Raw genomic sequence first — 19,033 nt, 5'->3', positions numbered from 1 at the left:
GACCGGCATTGTAATATGGCAAGAAAGATAAGTGCGCTATACGAAAGTATAGTTTTATGCGGCCGGCATGCAATAAATCCCTAGCGTCCGCCCCCTTCCGGCATGCGACCAGGAAACAACAGCACCGGAATCGATTTCGAGGTGGGCGTGCCGGCGCCGTCGGCCACGCTGTCCAGGGGCACCAGCGCATTCGTCTCGGGATAATACGCCGCCACGCAGCCGCGCGGAATATCGTAGGCCACCAGCATGAAGCCGTCCGCGCGGCGCTCGACGCCGTCGTCCCAGCTGCTGCGTACATCGACCCAGTCGCCCGCCTGCATGCCCAGCATGGCGATATCGTCGGGGTGGATGAAGATCACGCGGCGCATGCCGAACACGCCCCGGTAGCGATCGTCGAGCGCGTAGATGGTGGTGTTGTACTGGTCGTGCGAGCGGGTCGTCATCATCACCAGCAGGCGTTCGCCATGACGCTCGCGCGCGCGTGAAATCGGCGTGTCGCGCGGCACCGCATGCACGGCAAACTGCGCCTTGCCGCTGGCCGTATGCCAGGTGCGGTGGCGCGGCGCCACCGTCAGGTGAAAGCCGCCCGGCACGGCGATGCGCTGGTTGTAGTCATGGAAATCGTCGAACACTTTTTCGATCTCGTCGCGGATCAGGGCGTAATCGTTGCGCCAGGCGGGCCACGGCAAGCCATGGCGGCCGGGGCTACCCTGCCCCGTGCCGCTGCCCAGGGTCGCTTCGGCCATGCGCGACACGATCGCCACTTCCGACAGCAACTGTTTTGACGCCGGCGCATTGCGCCCATAGGATATGTGCACCATGCTCATCGAGTCCTCTACCGTCACGCCCTGCGCCACGCCCTGCTGCAGGTCGATTTCGGTACGGCCCAGGGTCGGCAGGATCAGCGCGGCGCGGCCGTGCACCAGCGCGCTGCGATTGAGCTTGGTGATTACCTGCACCGTCAAGGCGCATGAGCGCAAGGCCGCAAAGGTGCGCGGCGTGTCGGGCGTGGCGACGGCAAAATTGCCGCCCAGCCCGATAAATACTTTCACTGTGCCCTGCTCCATGGCGGCAATCGTCGCCACCACGTCGTGGCCATGGTGGCGCGGCGGCTCGAAACCGTAGACCTGTTGCAGCCGGTCCAGGAAGGCGGCGGTTGGCTGCTCCTCGATGCCCACCGTGCGGTCGCCCTGCACATTCGAGTGGCCGCGCACCGGGCACAGGCCGGCGCCGGGCCGGCCGATATTGCCACGCATTAGCATCAAATTGCTCAGCATCTGGATGGTGGCCACCGCGTGCTTGTGCTGAGTGATGCCCATGCCCCAGGTGGCGATCACCCGTTCGCTGCGCGCATAGATGTCGGCCAGCTGCGCGATCTGCGCCTGCGGCACGCCCGATTCCGCCACCAGCAGCTCCCACGCTTCGCTGCGCAGGTCGTTTGCGAAGGCCTCGAAAAACGCCGCATGCGACGCAATAAAATCCAGATCCAGCAGCCGGTGCGTGCCCTTCAATGCCGCCACGTCGTCCATTTCCAGCAGGCGCTTGGCCACGCCCTTGATCAGGGCAAAATCGCCGCCCAGGCGCGGCTGGATAAACAGCGAGGCGATCCTGGTGCTGCCACCGGTCAGCATTTCGCCCATCGCCTGCGGGTCGGTGAAGCGCTGCAATCCCCGTTCGCGCAGCGGATTGATTGAGACGATGGTGGCGCCCCGTTTGGCGCAGGCGCGCAGCTCGCCCAGCATGCGCGGGTGGTTGGTGGCGGGGTTCTGGCCGAAGATCAGGATGGCGTCGGCGTGCTCGAAATCGTCCAGGGTGACCGTGCCCTTGCCGGCGCCGACCACCGGCGGCAGGCCGCGGCTGGTCGCTTCATGGCACATGTTCGAGCAATCGGGAAAATTGTTGGTGCCGTAGGCGCGCGCAAACAGCTGGTACAGGAACGCCGCCTCGTTGCTGGCGCGCCCCGAGGTGTAGAACGCCGCCTGGTCCGGATCGTCGAGCGCATTGAGCTCGCAGGCGACCACCTCGAAGGCGTCATCCCAGGAGATCGGCACGTAGCGGTCGCTGGCGGCGTCGTAGACCATCGGCTGCGTCAGGCGGCCGTGCTGTTCCAGCTCGAAGTCGGACTGGCGCAGCAGCTCGGCCACCGTATGGCGCGCAAAAAAGTCACTGGTAACGCGGCGTGAAGTCGCCTCGGCCGCCACCGCCTTGGCGCCGTTTTCGCAAAATTCAAAGGTCGACGCATGGGCGCGGTCGGGCCAGGCGCAGCCGGGGCAATCGAAACCATCGGGCTGGTTTTGCGCCAGCAAGGCGCCGATGCCTGCCGGTGGCACGCGCTCGCGCAGCATGCCCTGGGCCACATAGCGCAGGGCGTCCCAGCCGGCGGCGGCGTGGGTGTAGGGGGCGATCTTGCCGATCGGTTGGTCTTGTTTGCTCATGGCAGAACCTCTTCGGGTGGTCGAATGCATGGTAACGCAATTGGCGGCGCCGGGTGCTTGAACAGCTCCTGCACGGGCACGGCGCGGCCGAACAGATAGCCTTGCAGGCCGGCGCAGCCGATCTGGCGCAGGCTGTCCCACTGCTGCGTGTTTTCCACGCCTTCGGCCACCACCTGCAAGCCCATGCTGTGGGCCAGGGTGACGATGCTGCGCACGATGGTCGACGCATGCGGCGTATGCAGCATGTCGTGCACGAAGGAGCGGTCGATCTTCAGCTGGTCGATCGGCAGGCGTTTGAGGTAGCTGAGCGAGGAATAGCCGGTGCCGAAGTCGTCCAGCGAAAAGCCCACGCCGCGCGATTTCAACAAGGTCATCTTGGCGATCACGTCCTCGACATCGGCCAGCAGCATGCTTTCGGTCAGTTCCAGCTTGAGCAGGTGCGGATCGGCGCCGCTGCGCGCGATAATCTGCAGCACCCGCTCGGCAAACGCGCCTTGGCGGAACTGGCGCGCGCTGACGTTGACGGCGATGGTCAGCTCGCGCGTGTCGGGTGCGCCGGCCCAGCTGACCAGCTGCTGGCACGCCGTTTCCAGCACCCAGTCGCCGATCTCGCCGATCAGGCCCGCTTTTTCCGCCTGCGCGATAAAGTCGCCCGGTGCCACCATGCCGCGCCGTGGATGGCGCCAGCGCAGCAGCGCCTCGGCGCCCGTCATGCGGCCATCGGCGTCGACCACCGGCTGGTAGTACAGCAGCAGTTCGCGCCGCGCCAGCGCCGAGCGCAAGTCCGCTTCCAGCGAGGCCGAGGCATCGAGCGCCGCCTGCATGCGCGGATCGAAAAAGCGGTAGGTATTGCGCCCGGCCGCCTTGGCTTCGTACATCGCCATGTCGGCCTGGCGCAGCAGGTCGTTGATGGTGTGATGGCCTTCGCCGAACAGCACGATGCCGATGCTGGGCGTGCTGCGCAGGTCCTGCCCGTCCAGCGGATACGGCAAACCCAGCGCCTGCAGGATTTTATGGACCACGATATCGGCGTGCGCCGCCGCCTGCGCCGCGCTGCCGCCCAGGTCGTCGAGCAGGATCACGAATTCGTCGCCGCCCAAACGCGCCACCGTGTCGCTGTCGCGCATCACCTGCTGCAGGCGGAATGCGACCATTTCCAGCAGCCGGTCGCCCTTGTCGTGGCCCATGGTGTCGTTGAGCAGCTTGAAGTTATCGAGATCGACGAACAGCACCGCGCCGTGGCAGCCGCCCCGTTCGCAGCGGGCGATCGCATGGCCCAGGCGGTCGAGCAGCAAGCGCCGGTTCGGCAGCCCCGTCAACCCATCGTAAAACGCCAGGTGGGCGATTTCCGCCTCGGCCAGCTTGCGCGCGCTGATGTCCATGCGCGTGCCGACCATGCGCAGCGCCGTGCCGTCCTGGGCGCGGTCGACCACCTTGCCGCGGCTTTGCAGCCACACCCAGTGGCCGCTGCGGTGGCGCATGCGGTATTCCGCCTCGTACGGCCGGCTGCGGTCGGCCAGGTGCAGCGCCAGCGCCTCGTCCAGCAAGGCCAGGTCGTCGGGATGCATCAGCACCCGCCATTCGCCGTGGGCCAGCGCCAGTTCGTCCGGCGCATAACCGAGCATGGCGGCGGCGCGCGCGTCAAACGTGCGCAGGTCGCTGGGCATGTCCCACTCCCACAGGCCCAGGTTGGCGCCGTTCAGCGCCAGCTCGACCCGCTCGGCGGCGGCCGCCCTTTCCGCGTTGCGCGCCTGCGCCAGCTGTTCCAGCGCCAGGCGGCGGCGCTGCGCCAGGGCCAGGCCGACGGCGCCGATCACGCCGGTCAGCAGCCAGGCCAGCGCGCTGGTCCAGGCCAGGCTGTGCCAGCCCGCTTCGATCCGCGCCGTCGATCGCGACAGGCTGATCACCAGGGTCTTGTCCAGGCCCAGGCTGTGCAGGCGCATGGTGCGCTGGACCACCAGCCGCTGTTCGCCGCCGGCCGCTTCGCCCTCCAGCACGGTCAGCATGCGCCCGCTTTGCTGGTGGCGCAGGAACAGCGGATCGGGTGCGCCGCGCGCGCGCATGGCGGCAGGGTCGGCCGGCACATACAGGATGCGCCGGCCGCCGTCTTCGGTGATCGCGCTGTTCATGTCCGGCGCATACAGGGCCGAGCGCATCACGGCGTCGAAATACTCGGGGTTGAGGATGGCGCTGGCGGCGCCATCGGCCTTGCCCTCGCCGTCCATCCTCGCCAGCGACAGTTTGATATTGAACACGCCCGGCGTGTTTTCATACGGTTGCGACAAATACAAGGTATCGGGCGAGCGCATGCCGGCCACCTGGCGCGTGTACTGGCGGTCGTCGAGGCGCGCATCGCGCAAGTCATCGTCGGACAGCACGATATGGCCGCGCCGGTCGACCACCACCAGCGCCCGCACGCCGGGCATGGCGCGCTTGAGCGACTGCAGCAGCACGCGCCGGCACTCCGCCGTGCAGCCGCTGCCGGGGTGGAAGGCGCGCCGCGCGCTGTCGAGCGCATTGCGCACGCCTTCGAACTGGTGCTGCAGGTTTTCATCGATGATCAGCGTCTGCATGCGCATGCGTTCGATGTCGGAGGCGATCAGCAGGCGCCGCTCGCTCCAGATGAAGTAACCCACCATCAGTGCGCTCATCAGCAGCACCCCGGCCAGCACCAGCCATTCGGCGCCGCGGCGGCGCGGTCGCGGCAGGCGCTGCAACAGATCAATCGGCATCATTTTTTTCCTCACGAGTGTGGTCGCGGCACGCAGCTCGCTTGCCGATGCCGGCCACTATAGGCAGCTTGCCGGCGGAGGAAAATCACACTTAGGTATGTCACCCCATACCAAGGTGTAAGGCAAGCCTGGTCCTATACCCACGTATGACTAGGCAAGCGCGCGGCCGTTTCGCACAATGGCCATCTCCTGATCCGCGCCGGCCTGACTGGTCTTCCGATAGTCGTATTCGGCACGCCCCGCCGCTAACATGGCATCCAGGCTCAACACCACAGAAAGACACGCATGAAACGCATGACAAGCATCCCCTCCTTGTTACTGGCCGGCGCCATGCTGCTGCCATTGGCCCTGCCCGCCACCAGCGTGTACGCGGCCGCGCCGCAGCAGCACACGCAGGCACCGGGCTGGTACCGCATGGTGCTGGGCGAGTTTGAAATCACGGCCCTGTCCGACGGCACGCATGCGTTCCCGATCGACACGGTAATGCGCGGCATCACGCCGGACCAGATACGACACGGCCTGGTTGACGCCGACCTGGCGGCGCCGGTGCAGGGTTCGATCAACGCCTTTTTGGTCAATACGGGCAAGAAGCTGGTGCTGATCGACGCCGGCGCCGGCGTGCTGTACGGTAATTGCTGCGGCCGTTTGCTGGACAATCTGCGCGCCGCCGGCTACCAGCCCGAACAAATCGACGAAGTGCTGCTGACGCATTTGCACAAGGACCATGCCGGCGGGATTGTCGCCAACGGCAAGATGGCGTTTCCGAACGCCACCGTGCGCCTGTCGCAGCAGGAAGCCGATTACTGGCTGGACCCGGCCAGCAAGGCGAAGGGGCCGGCATTTCTCGCCACCTTTTATGACGCCGCCGTGGCCAGCACGGCGCCGTATATCGCGGCCAAACGATTCCGTCCTTATTCCAGCTATGGCGAACTGACACCCGGCATCACCGCCATGCCCGCGCCCGGCCATACACCCGGCCACGCCATGTATATGGTGCAAAGCGGCAAGCAGCAATTGCTGGTGTGGGGCGACATCATCCATATGGCGGCGCTGCAGCTGCCGCACCCGGAAGCCACGGTGCAGTACGACAGCGAGCAGGTCCTGGCGCGCAGCACGCGCGCGGCGCTGTTAGGCAAGCTCGGCAAGGACCACGTGCTGGTCGGCGCCGCGCATATCGCCTTTCCCGGCCTCGGCCATCTGCGCCAGGACGGCAAGCGCTATACATGGCTGCCGGTCAACTACGACGGCTTGCCGCCAGCACCTTGATCTTTTTGGCACGGGCCATCGCGGCCCGCATTTTCACTCACTTTGAAAGCACATCATGAGCAACTCTCCTGACATCCTGCAAGACTTCGGTTCCCTGGCCAATGTACGCATCGGCCTGTCGGCCGAAGTACGCGCGCAAGGCGTACACGCGCTGAACCGCCTGCTGGCCCACACCATGGCGATCCGCGACGCCTATAAAAAGGCCCACTGGCAGACTTCCGGCGCCACCTTCCACCAGTTGCACCTGCTGTTCGACAAGCACTATGGCGAACAAGTGCTGATCATGGACGCCATCGCCGAGCGCGTGCAGACCCTGGGCGGCGTCACTTTCGCGTTGGCGCAGGACGTGGTCGACGAGTCGTCGATCGCGCGCGCCCCGCGCGGCCGCGAATCGGCGTTGGCGCAGCTGTCGCGCCTGCTCGACGCGCATGAAACCATCCTGCTCGAAGCGCGTCCGCTGGCGCGCGCCGCCGCCGACATGGGCGACGACGGCAGCAACGACCTGATCGTCAGCCAGGTGGTGCGCAGCAACGAGCTGCAAAGCTGGTTTATCGGCGAACACCTGGCGGCGCAAAGCGGCAAATAAATTCAACACTCCCATCCGCGCCAACAATGTTGTCGGATTACGCGGGGCTCTGCCCCGCCAATGCGACCTACGACGCTTCAGGCAATCCACAGCCTTTCGTAATCATTCTTCCTGAACCGCTCCACCAGCGCATCGATAAAGACCCGGTCCTTGGCCGGCATATGGGCCCGCGTCTGGAAGGCGATATTGATGGTCAGGCGCGGCAAGTCCCAGTCGTCCAGCACCGGCACCAGGCGCCCCGCCACCAGGTCGTCATACACGATGTATTTCGGCTGCACCAGAATGCCCATGCCGGCAAGCGCCGCATGACGCAGTATCTGGCCGTCGTTCGATTCGAGCAGCGGGCGGATCTTCGTGACGATCTTTTCATTGCCCCGTTTGAGCGGCAGTTCACGCGGACTGGCCGCCAGCGCATAGTTCAGCACCTTGTGGCGGTGCAGGTCGGGCGGCAAGATCGGCATGCCATGCTGCTCGATATAACCTGGCGCCGCCGCCAGGATGCGGCGCGTTTCGGCCAGGCGGCGGATGGTGATATTGCTGTCCGCTTCCACCTGGCGCGTGCGGATGGCGATATCGACGCCGTTCTCGATGATGTCGTAATAGCGGTTGGCGGCGATCACTTCCACCTGTATGTCGGGATACTGCCGGTTAAATTCGGGCAGCAGCGGCGCAATATGCAGCAGGCAGAACGACAGCGAGGCGGTGACGCGCAAGGTGCCGGTGGGCTTGGTGGCGGTGGCCGTCACCATGTTCTCCGCTTCGCGCAGGCTGTCGAGTATGGTCTTGCACTGCTGGTGGAACTTGACGCCCGCCTCGGTCAGGTACAGCCGGCGCGTGGTGCGCTTGACCAGCTGCACGCCCAGGCGCTCTTCCAGCGCGATCAGGTGGCGGCTGGCGGCCGAAATGGAGATTTCCAGGTGCTCGGCCGCCTTGCTGATGCTGCCCAGGTCGGCCACGCCGACAAACAACTCGATTTCCCGTAATTGATTCATGCGATTGTCCCGTTTTTAGCAAAAGACTTTGCCTTTGCTGCTCTGTTTTATCGAATGGAGTCAATATATACTCGTTTCATACAAAAGCAGCAAAAAAACAGACAGGAGACAAGTCATGCAAACGCCACCCCCACCCGGGCAGCAGCACGCGCCCGGCTATTTTGACGAAGCCGGTTCCGCCGAGGTCGTCAACGCCCGCATGGGCGCCGACGTCAACCCACGGCTGCGCCAGGTCATGGGCGCCCTGGTGCGCCACCTGCACGCCGCCGTCAAGGAAGTCGAACCCACGCACGAGGAATGGCTGGCGGCCATCCAGTTCCTGACGGAGACGGGCCAGATGTGCTCGGACTGGCGCCAGGAATACATCCTGCTGTCGGACGTGCTGGGCGTGTCGATGCTGGTCGACGCCATCAACCACCGCCGCCCCAGCGCCGCCACGCCGAACACCATCCTCGGACCGTTCTATATCGCCAACGCCCCCCATTACCCGCTGGGAGAAAATATCTGCCAGGACGGCAAGGGCCAGCCCATGGTGGTGCTGGGCCGCGTCGCGGGACTCGATGGCGAGCCGGCGGCCGGCGCCACGCTGGAAGTGTGGCAGACCAATGACGACGGCTTTTACGACGTGCAGCAAAAGGGCATCCAGCCCGAACACAATCTGCGCGGCGTGTTCACCAGCGACGCGGACGGCAATTACTGGTTCAAATCGGTCAAGCCGCGCCACTATCCGATCCCGGACGATGGCCCCGTCGGCAAGCTGCTGGCCAGCCTGGGGCGCCATCCGAACCGCGCCGCCCATCTGCACTTCATCGTCACGGCGCCCGGCTACGCGCCCGTCATCACGCATATCTTCACGCCCGACTGCCCCTACCTGGCGCAGGACACGGTGTTCGGCGTCAAGCGCGAGCTGGTGGCCGACTTCGTGCAGGTCGACGACGCGGCGCAAGCGGAAAAATTTGGCACCACGGCGCCGTTCTGGCGCGTCGACTGGAACTTCACGCTGGCGCCCCAGCAACCTTGATCCCACCCCAACCTCAGAACCACGGAGCACAGCATGACGCAAGCGACACCATCACCGATTGATTTACTGGCCGCCTACTGGACCATCGCGGGCGATGTCTACCCCTGTTCACCGAGCGAAGTGAGCCCCTTCCCGCTCGAAGCGCGCGCCGAAACGGCCGCCAGGGTGGGCTGGAAAGGCCTGGGCCTGGTACTCGACGACCTGAAAGCGACGATTGCCCGCGTTGGCGTCCATGGCGTGCGCAATATTTTGGCCGACAATGGCATGAAGTATTTCGAACTGGAGATCCTGGCCGACTGGTACAAGGACGGCGAACTGCGCGCCAGTTCCGACCAGTTCAAGCGCGACGTGCTGGAACTGGGTGGCGCGCTGGGCATGTGCAACCTGAAGGTCTGCGCCAGCTTCGCCGACCCGGGCCCGGCCGATTTTCCCCGCATGGCGGCCGAATTTGCCAGATTGTGCGAAGAGATCGACGGCATCGGCGCCACCGTGTCGCTGGAATTCATGCCGTTTTCCATCGTCCGCAATATAGCGGACGGCCTGGCCATCGTGCAGGCGGCCGACCAGCACAACGGCGGCCTGACGGTCGACAGCTGGCACGTGGTGCGCAGCGGCGACGGCTTCGACAAGGTGGCCGCCATCCCGGCCCGCTTCATCAAGTCGGTGGAACTGGACGACGCCGACGAAAAAGTGGTGGGTACCCTGTTCGAGGACACCCGTTTCAACCGCCAGCTGTGCGGCGAAGGCTTTTATGACATTCCCGGCTTTATCGGCGCGGTGCAGCAGGCCGGCTACACGGGCAAATACTACGGCGTCGAGATGATTTCCGAATCCTACCGCCGCCTGCCGCTCGAGGTGATGGCGCAGCGCGCCTTCGACACGACGATGGCGCAATTCGCGGCGCTGGAAGCACGCAAGGCAAAACAAGCAGCTCAATAAGCAACGACAACAACACCAACTGGAGACAAGCATGATCAGAATCGCAGTACTGGGCGCCGGCCGCATCGGCAAAATCCACGCCGCCAACGTGGCCGCCAATCCCAACGCCATCCTGGTGGCCGTGGCCGACCCCATCGAAGCGGCGGCGCAGGCGCTGGCCAGCAAGCATGGCTGCGAAGCGTCCACCGATTGCGCGGCCCTGATCGACCGCGACGACATCGACGCCATCGTCATCGGCACGCCGACCGACACCCATATCACCTACATGCTGCGCGCGGTGCGCCAGGGCAAGGCCGTGCTGTGCGAAAAACCGATCGACCTGGACCTGGAAAAATCGCGCGCCGCTGCCGCTGAAGTGCTGCGCCTGGACGGGCGCGTGATGCTGGCCTTTAACCGCCGCTTCGACCCCACCTCGCAGGCCTTCCGCAAGGCCATCGATGCGGGTGAAGTGGGCGAGGTGCGCCAGGTGATCATCAGCAGCCGCGACCCCGGCATGCCGCCGCGCGAGTACGTGCTGCATTCGGGTGGCATCTTCCGCGACATGGTGATCCACGACCTCGATTTTGCGCGCTGGCTGCTGGGCGAGGAGCCGGTTCAGGTGACGGCCATCGGCAGCCGCCTGGTCGACAGCTCGCTGGCCGAACTGGACGACTACGATACCGTAATGGTGCTGCTGCAGACGGCGTCGGGCAAGCAGTGCCAGATCAACTGCTGCCGCGAAGCCGTGTATGGCTACGACCAGCGCTTCGAAGTGTCGGGCTCGAAAGGCATGCTGTTGCAGGACAACCTGCGCCCATCGACGGCGCGGCGCTGGACGGCCGACGCCACCGACGCGCGCGAACCGCTGCTGAACTTCTTCCTGGAGCGCTATGTCGACGCCTACCGCAATGAAATGACGGCCTTTGTCGACGCGCTGGCCGGCAAGTCGGCCATGCCGGTCACCATCCAGGATGGCCTGCAGGCGCTGCTGCTGGCCGAGTGCGCCGTGGAATCGGCGCGCACGGGGCTGACGGTGACGGTGTCCAGCCTGTCGCGTGAATAATCGATCGAAGGAGACGACATGACTTACCAACTTGCGCAGAACCAGGTGGCCGGGATTGCCTGCCTGGGCGTCACCCACCCGCACACCTCCGGCCGCGTGAAAGCCATCCAGCGCCGTACTGACGCCAAAATGATGGGCGCCTGGGACAACAGCCCGCTGCTGCAGCCGTTTGTCGAGGCGCTGGGGCTGGAAGTGCGCAGCAAGGAAGCCATCCTGGGCGACCCCGCCGTGCACGCGGTGCTGATCCACTCGAAAAGCGAAAAGATGGCCGACCTGGCGATCGAGGCGCTGGAGGCCGGCAAGGCGGTGCTGGTGGAAAAGCCGGCCGGACGCGGCGCGCAGGACGCCAGCCGCATCGTGCAGGTGGTCGAGCGCACGGGCGGCCTGCTGCAGGTGGGCTATTGCTGGCGTTTCGCGCCGTCGGTCGACGCGATGCAGGAAGCCTTGACGTCGGGCCGCCTGGGCAAGGTGGTGCAGGTGCGCGCCCATGGCGGCTGCTCGCATGACGAGGCGGCCACCAGCCACATGACGCAGCCGGGCGACATCGGCGGCGCCATGTTCGTGATCGGCTGCCACCTGGTCGACCGCATCCTGCTGCACTTCGGCGTGCCGAAATCGGTCAATGCGCGCATCACCAAGTTCGCCAATTTCCGTGGCGACGAGTCGCGCGAGGATGCCGCCGGCGCCGTGCTCAATTACGACGACAAGGTGGTGGTGCTCGACTTCATGTCGTGGGACGTGCTGCCATGGACGGAAAGCTGGGACATCACGGCCTACGGCACGGAAGGCATCATGTCCTCGCGTTCGCTGCCGGCCAGCTACAAGGTCTACGACTCGGGCAAGGGCTCGCGCCCGGCCGGCTGGACCGAATGGCAGGAGACCAGTTTCCCTGAAATCTGGGCCACCAAAAAAACCGAGTATTCGCCGGAACTGGCCGAAATCGGCAATCCCGTGTATTTCGACCGCGAGGCGAACGCCTTCTTCCACGCTCTGCGCACGGGCGCGCCATCGGTCGTCCCGGCCAGCCAGGCCTACAACATCAGCCGCGTCATCGAAGCCATGTTTGCGTCCAGCAAGCAGGCCGGCGCGGAAGTCTTTATCGACTGATTTTCACCACGCTGCCAGCACCCTGTGCCGAACCTCCCGCGAGGTTCGCTGGCAGCGTTCGCCCTGAAATTCCGGCACGCCCACATAACTATACGGAGACGCAAGATGAAACTGATTAACCACGCCGTCATGGCACTGTCGTTCACCGCCGCGCTGGTGGCCTCCTCCCCCGCCCTGGCCCAGGACAAGGGCACCATCGGCATTTCGCTGCCGACCAAGACCGAAGCGCGCTGGATCAGCGACGGCCAGAACATGGTCGCCGCGCTGAAAGCCAAGGGCTATGCGGCCAACCTGCAGTACGCCGACTACGATGTGCCGACCCAGGTCAGCCAGATCGAGAACATGATCACCAAGGGCGTCAAGGCGCTGGTGATCGCCCCCATCGACGGCAAGACGCTGTCCGAAGTGCTGCAGAACGCCAGCAGCAGGGGCATCAAGATCATCTCCTACGACCGCCTGATCACGCAGACGGCCAAGGTCGATTACTACGCCACCTTCGACAACGCCCAGGTCGGCGTGCTGCAGGCGCAAAGCATCACCAGCGCCTACGACAAGAGCGGCAGCAAGACGCCGTGGAATGTCGAGGTCTTCGCCGGCTCGATCGACGACAACAACGCGCACAAGATCTATGGCGGCGGCATGGCCGTGCTGAAACCCTATATCGACAGCGGCAAGATGGTCATCCGCAGCAAGCAGGTGGCGATCGAAAAAGTCTCGGTCTACCGCTGGGACGGCGCCACGGCGCAGTCGCGCATGGACAACCTGCTGAGCGCCTTCTACAGCAACGGCCGCGTCGACGCGGTGTGGTCGCCCAATGACGGCGTGGCGATCGGCATCATCTCCTCGCTCAAGGGCGTCGGCTACGGCAGCGGCCAGCAAAAAATGCCGGTCATTACGGGCCAGGATGCCGACATCCCCAACATCAAGGCCGTCATCCGCGGCGACCAGACCACCACCGTGTTCAAGGATACGCGCGAACTGGCAGCGCGCACGGCCGACATCGTCGCCGACTCGCTGGCCGGCAAGCAGGTGCAGGTGAACGACACGAAGAACTACAACAACGGCGTGAAGATCGTGCCGACCTACCTGGTGGCGCCGGTGCTGGTCAATGCCGGCAACTGGAAGGATGTGCTGGTCACGCGCAGCCGCTTCTACACCGAAGCGCAGCTGAAGTAAGCGCCACCCACTTTGCCAGGCGCGGCCAGATCGCGCCTGGCGGACAACAGCGAGAAAACCATGCAAGCCATCCTTGAAATGCGGGGCATACAGAAAAGCTTCGGCAGCGTGAAAGCGCTCAACAACGTCAACCTGACGGTGCGGCAGGGCGAGATCCACGCCATCTGCGGCGAAAACGGCGCCGGCAAGTCGACCCTGATGAAGATCCTCAGTGGCGTCTATCCGCACGGCTCCTTCGACGGCGCGGTGTGCTACGCGGGCGAAGAACGGCGCTTCGCCTCGATCCACGACAGCGAAACGCTGGGCATCATCATCATCCACCAGGAACTGGCGCTGGTGCCGATGCTGTCGATTGCCGAGAATATCTTCCTCGGCAACGAGCAGGCGCGCGGCACCGTGATCGACTGGGCCATGTCGTATGCGAAGACGCGCCAGCTGCTCGACAAAGTCGGCTTGAGCGACAGCCCGGACACGCCGATCGGCCGCCTGGGCGTGGGCAAGCAGCAGCTGGTGGAAATCGCCAAGGCGCTGTCGAAGGAAGTCAGGCTGCTGATCCTCGACGAGCCCACCGCCAGCCTGAACGAAAACGACAGCGAACGCCTGCTCGGCCTGCTGCTGGAACTCAAATCGCGCGGCGTGACGTCGATCATCATCTCGCACAAGCTCAACGAGATTTCGCGCGTGGCCGACGCCATCACCGTGATCCGCGACGGCGCCACGGTCGACGCCATGGACTGCCATACGGAGAGCGTCAGCGAAGACCGCATCATCCGCGCCATGGTGGGCCGCGACATGGCGGACCGCTACCCGAAACGCACGCCACATGTGGGCGCACCCGTGTTCGAAGTGCGCAACTGGCACGTGCGCCACCCCGTGCACCGCGAACGCAAGGTGGTCAATGACGTGAGCTTCGAGGCGCGTGCCGGCGAAGTGGTCGGCATCGCCGGCCTGATGGGCGCGGGCCGCACGGAACTGGCGATGAGCATATTCGGCCGCGCCTATGGCGCCGATATCCGTGGCGAAGTGTTTCTGCGCGGCGCAAAGGTCAACGTCTCCAGCGTGCCCAGAGCGATCGCCGCCGGCCTGGCCTATGTGACGGAAGACCGCAAGGGCGACGGCCTGCTGCTGGACGACTCGATCGAACGCAATATCACCTTGGCCAACCTGGGCGGCGTGGCCAGTTATGCGGTGATCGACGAGCAGCGCGAGGTGACGGTCGGCCACGAGTTCCTGCGCAAGCTGCGCATCCGCTGCCAGAACGGCGCGCAGGCGGTCGGCAAGCTGTCGGGCGGCAATCAACAGAAAGTGGTGATCAGCAAATGGCTGTATGCGCAGCCCGAGGTGCTGATGCTCGACGAACCGACGCGCGGCATCGACGTGGGCGCCAAGTACGAGATCTATTCCATCATCAACGAGGTGGTCGCCGAGGGCAAGTGCGTGGTGATGATCTCGTCGGAAATGGCAGAACTGCTGGGCATGTGCGACCGCATCTATGTAATGAACGAGGGCCGCTTCGTGGCCGAGTTCAGCGCGCAGGAAGCCAGCCAGGAAAAAATCATGCGGGCTATCGTAAAAAATGGAGGCAATTGAAATGACAACCTTATCGACACCGGCCGCGCCCACGGGTGCCCTGCTGCCCGGCGCACACTTCACGGGCGCGCTCAAGCGCGGCTTCCAGGACTATGGCCTGATGATCTCGCTGATCCTCATCATGGCGTTCTTCCAGTGGTCGACCGGCGGCGTGCTGATGCAGTCGCTCAATCTCACCAACCTGGTGCTGCAGAACAGCTATATCGTGATCATGGCGCTGGGCATGCTGATGGTCATCGTGGCTGGCCATATCGACCTGTCGGTCGGCTCGATCGCCGGCTTTGTCGGCGCGCTGGCCGCCGTGCTGATGGTGAACTACCAGCTCGACCCCGTCACGGCCACCCTGCTGTGCGTGGCGGCCGGCGCCCTGATCGGCGCGGCGCAAGGCTATTGGGTGGCGTTCTGGCACATGCCCTCGTTTATCGTCACCCTGGCCGGCATGCTGGTGTTTCGCGGCCTGACCATCGTCGTGCTCGAAGGCCAGTCGATCGGCCCCTTCCCGGCCGGCTTCTCGCTGCTGAGCGCCGGCTTCATCCCCGAGCTGCTGGGCACCACGCCGCTGCGGCTGACGTCCATGCTGCTGGGCTGCCTGGTCGGCGCCTGCTTTTTCGTGCTCGACTGGCGCCAGCGCGGCAATGCGAAAAAACATGGCCTGCACACCGGCCCTGTGTATCTGTTCGTGCTGAAGAACGCCATCCTGGCCGGCATGGTCGTCGGCCTGTCCGCCATCCTGGCCAGCTATCGCGGCATGCCGACCGTGCTTGTGGTGATGGGCCTGCTGATCGCCGTCTACACCTTTGTCATGAACCGCACCACCATGGGCCGGCGCGTGTACGCCGTCGGCGGCAACGCCAAGGCGGCCCGGCTGTCGGGCGTGCGCACCGAGCGCGTGGTGTTCTACACCTTCGTCAACATGGGCGTGCTGGCGGCGCTGGCCGGCATGGTGTTCGCGGCGCGGCTCAACAGCGCCACGCCGAAAGCGGGCACCGGCTTCGAACTGGACGTGATCGCGGCCTGCTTTATCGGCGGCGCCTCGGCCTCGGGCGGCGTCGGCAAGGTGATGGGCGCGGTGGTGGGCGCCTTCATCATGGGCGTGATGAACAACGGCATGTCGATCATGGGCATCGGCGTGGACTACCAGCAGATCATCAAGGGGCTGGTGCTGCTGGCGGCCGTGTTCTTCGATGTCTACAACAAGAACAAGGCTTGATTTCGCGCCGGCCGCCAGGCGCCGGCCTTTACAACACGCTCGATTGGATACGCAATGGAACAGGCAACGACGGCGGGATCGCACCCGCCTGTGGTAAGGCACATCGTCATGTGGGATGTGCGCGGCGAGACGCCGCAGGAAAAAAACGCGGCGGCGCACTTGATCAAGGCCACGTTCGAAGCGCTGGCCGGCCGCATCCCCGGCATGCGCAGCGTCGAGGTGGGGCTGGACATGAGCGGGGTCGATTATGCCTGCGACGTGGTGCTGTGCATGGACTTCGACTCCCGGGCCAGCCTGGCCGCCTACGCCAGCCACCCCGAGCACCTGCGCGTCAAGCAGTTGCTGGGCGACAGCCGCATCGCCCGCCACCAGGTCGACTACGCTGTCCCCGCCACCGTCAACCGAAGGGAGGAATGATCATGTATGACTTTACCTATACGGCGCTGGCCTCGCGCGTGGTATTCGGCCTCGACAGCGTCAAGCATGTGGAGCGCGAAGTCGAACTGCTGGGCGCCAGCCGGGCGCTGGTGCTGTGCACACGAGAACAGACGCAGCAGGCCGAGATGGTGGCCGGCCTGCTGGGCAGGCGCTGCGCCGGCATCCATGCGGGCGCCGTCATGCACGTGCCGATCGCCAGCGCCCGCGAGGCGGTGGCGGTGGCGGCGCGCCTGGGCGCCGACTGCGCGGTGGCCATCGGCGGCGGCTCGACCGTCGGCCTGGGCAAGGCGATTGCGCTCGAATCGCCGCTGCCCATCATCGCCATCCCGACCACCTATGCGGGTTCCGAGATGACGCCGATCTATGGCATCACCGAAAACGGCATCAAGCGCACGGGCCGCGACAGCAAAGTGCTGCCGCGCACCGTCATCTACGATCCGCGCCTGTCGCGGGGCCTGCCGGCCGCCATGTCGTTCGTGAGCGGCATCAACGCCATCGCCCATGCGGCCGAAGGGCTGTACGCACAGGACGGCAACCCGGTCATGTCGCTGATGGCCGAGGAAGGCATACGCTCGCTGGCCAGCGGCCTGCGCAAGCTGCGCCAGGACCCGCAGGACCTCGATGCACGCGGCAGCTGCCTGTATGGCGCCTGGCTGTGCGGCACGGTGCTGGGCCAGGTGGGCATGGCCCTGCACCACAAGCTGTGCCACACCCTGGGCGGCTCGTTCAACCTGCCGCATGCCGAGACCCACGCCATTATCCTGCCCCATGCGCTGGCCTACAACGCCAAAGCGGCGCCCGAGGCCATGCGGCGCGTCGCGCGCGCGCTGGGCAGCGACGATGCGGCGCAAGGCATGTTCGACTTGTCGCAAGAGCTGGGCATAGCACAGGCGCTGAGCGAGATCGGCATGCCGGCCGATGGCCTGGACCACGCTTGCGCCACCGCGCTGGCCAACCCGTACTGGAACCCGCGTCCGGTCGAAGCGGCGCCCTTGCGGGCACTGCTGCAGCGGGCATGGAGCGGCGAGCGCCCTGCTGTCTGAGCCCCGGCCTGCGCCGCCAGGGTCAGATCGGATCGTAGAACAACTCGTCCACATAGCACCAGCCCCAGGTCTCGCCCGGCTCCTTGGAGCGGATGATCGGGTGCCTGGTCGCATGAAAATGTTTGGTGGCGTGCTTGTTCTTCGAATCATCGCAGCAGCCGACATGGCCGCACACCATGCACACGCGCAGGTGGACCCAATCGTCGCCCAGTTTCAGGCACTCCTCGCAGCCTTCGGAATTGGCGCCGCGCGTATGGATATCGTGCAAATGCTGGCAAGCCTGGCTCATATTGCTCTCCTGTGGATGATTACGGTGTATCTTTCCTGCGCTGCGGTATCAGCCACAAGACGGCCACCGCCACATAGATGGCGGCGCCGGCCGGCGCATACCATAGCGACAGCGCAATCGCCACCAGGTACAGCGCGATCGACAATTCCTTCTTGCGGCTATGGCCCAGCGCCTGCGCCAGCGGCGAATCGGGGCCTTCGCTGGCCACCAGCGAGCGTACCAGCATGCGAAAAGCCACCGCGCACATCAGGAGCACCACGCCGTACAAGGCCATCGGCGCCGGGGTCAGCGGGTAATTGCCGGCCCAGGCGGTGACCAGCGGCACCAGCGACAGCCAGAACAGCAGGTGCAGATTGGTCCACAGTATGCGCCCGTTGACCTGGCGCGCCAGCTGCAGCACGTGATGGTGGTTGACCCAGTAGATGCCGACATACACAAAGCTGAGCAGGTAGGCGCACAGCACCGGCGCCAGCTCCAGCACCTCGGTCCAGTGCGGCCCGCTGGGCACCTTCAGCGCCAGCACCATGATGGTGATCGCGATGGCGACCACGCCATCGGTAAACGCTTCCAGGCGGCTTTTGTTCATGATGTCGGGGGCAAATGAACCATGCTAGCGCGAAAACGCGCGCTTGCCGCCTGCCGGAAGACCAGTATGCAGGTTCCGCCTGACCCAAAGACAGGGACAAAAAAGCCGCAATTGCCGCTACACTGAGGCACCGCCACCCATGGAGCCACGCATGACCTCTCTCGACAACGACCTGGCCGAACGCGCCCGCCTGATCGCCCTGGCGCGCGCCCTGCGCGACCTGCACAAACACCTGATCAACGTGGAAACCCAGTACTTCGGCGCCGTCGGCAGCCCGCTGGAACTGCTGCAACTGGTCACCAACCACCCGCATTTCGCCTGGCTGCAGAAATTGTCGGGCCTGATGGCGCAGATGGACGAGCGCCTGGACGAGCCGGAACCGGTCACCGCGGCGGTCGCCCTGACCTACCGCCGCGCGCTCGAAGCGCTGATCGGCCCGTCGGAAGACGGCGACAAGGAGTTCCAGGCCAAATACAACGCGCTGCTGCACGACGCGCCGGAGATCGTCATGGCGCATGGCGCCGTCAGAAAATTGCTCAGTTCGATTGCGGCGCCGGGCAAGGCTTGAACCTTCCCTGCCC

Annotated in this window: 17 protein-coding genes; 12 read left to right on the top strand and 5 right to left on the bottom strand. The window is 65.1% G+C overall.

The window, feature by feature from the left end; all coding sequences use genetic code 11:
• Positions 1 to 80 precede the first annotated feature (80 nt).
• Together Q8L25_RS18655 and Q8L25_RS18650 are read right to left on the bottom strand one after the other, a co-directional pair.
• Positions 81 to 2,435: an FdhF/YdeP family oxidoreductase gene (locus Q8L25_RS18655; protein WP_308920794.1), complete on the bottom strand. Its 2,355-nt coding sequence runs from the start codon at positions 2,433 to 2,435 to the stop codon at positions 81 to 83.
• Positions 2,432 to 5,170 carry an EAL domain-containing protein gene (locus tag Q8L25_RS18650; protein ID WP_308920793.1) on the bottom strand — a complete coding sequence of 913 codons (2,739 nt, stop codon included), beginning with the start codon at positions 5,168 to 5,170 and terminating at the stop codon, positions 2,432 to 2,434. Before Q8L25_RS18650 ends, Q8L25_RS18655 begins: the two co-directional genes overlap by 4 nt.
• Positions 5,171 to 5,452: 282 nt before the next feature.
• On the opposite strand from Q8L25_RS18650, the gene Q8L25_RS18645 reads away from it, so the two are divergent.
• Positions 5,453 to 6,433, top strand: coding sequence for an MBL fold metallo-hydrolase (locus tag Q8L25_RS18645; protein WP_308920792.1), 981 nt, complete (start codon positions 5,453 to 5,455; stop codon positions 6,431 to 6,433).
• A gap of 55 nt (positions 6,434 to 6,488) precedes the next feature.
• Entirely contained in the window at positions 6,489 to 7,019 is a 531-nt protein-coding gene (locus Q8L25_RS18640) for a DNA starvation/stationary phase protection protein (RefSeq protein ID WP_308920791.1), read from the top strand.
• 77 nt (positions 7,020 to 7,096) lie between these two features.
• Here Q8L25_RS18640 and Q8L25_RS18635 read toward each other — a convergent pair whose 3' ends face one another.
• Entirely contained in the window at positions 7,097 to 8,011 is a 915-nt protein-coding gene (locus tag Q8L25_RS18635) for a LysR family transcriptional regulator (protein ID WP_308920790.1), read from the bottom strand.
• Between the two features lie 199 nt (positions 8,012 to 8,210).
• On the opposite strand from Q8L25_RS18635, the gene Q8L25_RS18630 reads away from it, so the two are divergent.
• The 9 genes from Q8L25_RS18630 to Q8L25_RS18590 all read left to right on the top strand — a co-directional run bounded on the left by Q8L25_RS18630 (position 8,211) and on the right by Q8L25_RS18590 (position 17,577).
• Positions 8,211 to 9,032, top strand: a complete 822-nt coding sequence (locus Q8L25_RS18630) for an intradiol ring-cleavage dioxygenase (RefSeq protein ID WP_374694314.1) — start codon at positions 8,211 to 8,213, stop codon at positions 9,030 to 9,032.
• 33 nt (positions 9,033 to 9,065) lie between these two features.
• Complete coding sequence (locus Q8L25_RS18625; RefSeq protein ID WP_308920788.1) at positions 9,066 to 9,971, top strand: sugar phosphate isomerase/epimerase; 906 nt, start codon at positions 9,066 to 9,068, stop codon at positions 9,969 to 9,971.
• A gap of 31 nt (positions 9,972 to 10,002) precedes the next feature.
• Positions 10,003 to 11,013: an inositol 2-dehydrogenase gene (gene iolG, locus Q8L25_RS18620; RefSeq protein WP_308920787.1), complete on the top strand. Its 1,011-nt coding sequence runs from the start codon at positions 10,003 to 10,005 to the stop codon at positions 11,011 to 11,013.
• Positions 11,014 to 11,031: 18 nt separating this feature from the next.
• The gene (locus Q8L25_RS18615) at positions 11,032 to 12,120 is read left to right on the top strand and encodes a Gfo/Idh/MocA family oxidoreductase (RefSeq protein WP_308920786.1); all 1,089 of its coding nucleotides are present in this window, start codon (positions 11,032 to 11,034) and stop codon (positions 12,118 to 12,120) included.
• A 105-nt stretch (positions 12,121 to 12,225) separates the two neighbouring features.
• A complete protein-coding gene (gene chvE / locus Q8L25_RS18610; RefSeq protein WP_308920785.1) occupies positions 12,226 to 13,296 on the top strand; it encodes a multiple monosaccharide ABC transporter substrate-binding protein in 1,071 nt (356 codons plus the stop codon).
• Between the two features lie 60 nt (positions 13,297 to 13,356).
• Positions 13,357 to 14,886 carry a multiple monosaccharide ABC transporter ATP-binding protein gene (gene mmsA / locus Q8L25_RS18605; protein ID WP_308920784.1) on the top strand — a complete coding sequence of 510 codons (1,530 nt, stop codon included), beginning with the start codon at positions 13,357 to 13,359 and terminating at the stop codon, positions 14,884 to 14,886.
• A 1-nt stretch (position 14,887) separates the two neighbouring features.
• A complete protein-coding gene (gene mmsB, locus Q8L25_RS18600; protein WP_308920783.1) occupies positions 14,888 to 16,096 on the top strand; it encodes a multiple monosaccharide ABC transporter permease in 1,209 nt (402 codons plus the stop codon).
• Positions 16,097 to 16,150: 54 nt separating this feature from the next.
• On the top strand, positions 16,151 to 16,513 hold the full coding sequence (locus Q8L25_RS18595) for a Dabb family protein (RefSeq protein ID WP_308920782.1): 363 nt from the start codon (positions 16,151 to 16,153) through the stop codon (positions 16,511 to 16,513).
• Between the two features lie 2 nt (positions 16,514 to 16,515).
• Complete coding sequence (locus Q8L25_RS18590; protein WP_308920781.1) at positions 16,516 to 17,577, top strand: maleylacetate reductase; 1,062 nt, start codon at positions 16,516 to 16,518, stop codon at positions 17,575 to 17,577.
• 22 nt (positions 17,578 to 17,599) lie between these two features.
• On the opposite strand, the gene Q8L25_RS18585 is transcribed toward Q8L25_RS18590, so the two are convergent.
• Together Q8L25_RS18585 and Q8L25_RS18580 are read right to left on the bottom strand one after the other, a co-directional pair.
• The gene (locus Q8L25_RS18585) at positions 17,600 to 17,866 is read right to left on the bottom strand and encodes a UBP-type zinc finger domain-containing protein (RefSeq protein WP_308920780.1); all 267 of its coding nucleotides are present in this window, start codon (positions 17,864 to 17,866) and stop codon (positions 17,600 to 17,602) included.
• A 19-nt stretch (positions 17,867 to 17,885) separates the two neighbouring features.
• The gene (locus Q8L25_RS18580) at positions 17,886 to 18,452 is read right to left on the bottom strand and encodes a TMEM175 family protein (protein ID WP_308920779.1); all 567 of its coding nucleotides are present in this window, start codon (positions 18,450 to 18,452) and stop codon (positions 17,886 to 17,888) included.
• Between the two features lie 151 nt (positions 18,453 to 18,603).
• Between Q8L25_RS18580 and Q8L25_RS18575 the strand changes: the two genes are divergently transcribed.
• On the top strand, positions 18,604 to 19,020 hold the full coding sequence (locus Q8L25_RS18575; RefSeq protein ID WP_308920778.1) for a hypothetical protein: 417 nt from the start codon (positions 18,604 to 18,606) through the stop codon (positions 19,018 to 19,020).
• The last annotated feature ends 13 nt before the right edge of the window (positions 19,021 to 19,033 follow it).

The sequence above is a fragment of the Janthinobacterium sp. J1-1 genome, assembly GCF_030944405.1.
In the GTDB taxonomy this organism is placed as follows: domain Bacteria; phylum Pseudomonadota; class Gammaproteobacteria; order Burkholderiales; family Burkholderiaceae_D; genus Janthinobacterium.
Note: the sequence above shows the minus strand (reverse complement) of the source record. Positions and strands in the feature narration are given on the sequence as shown.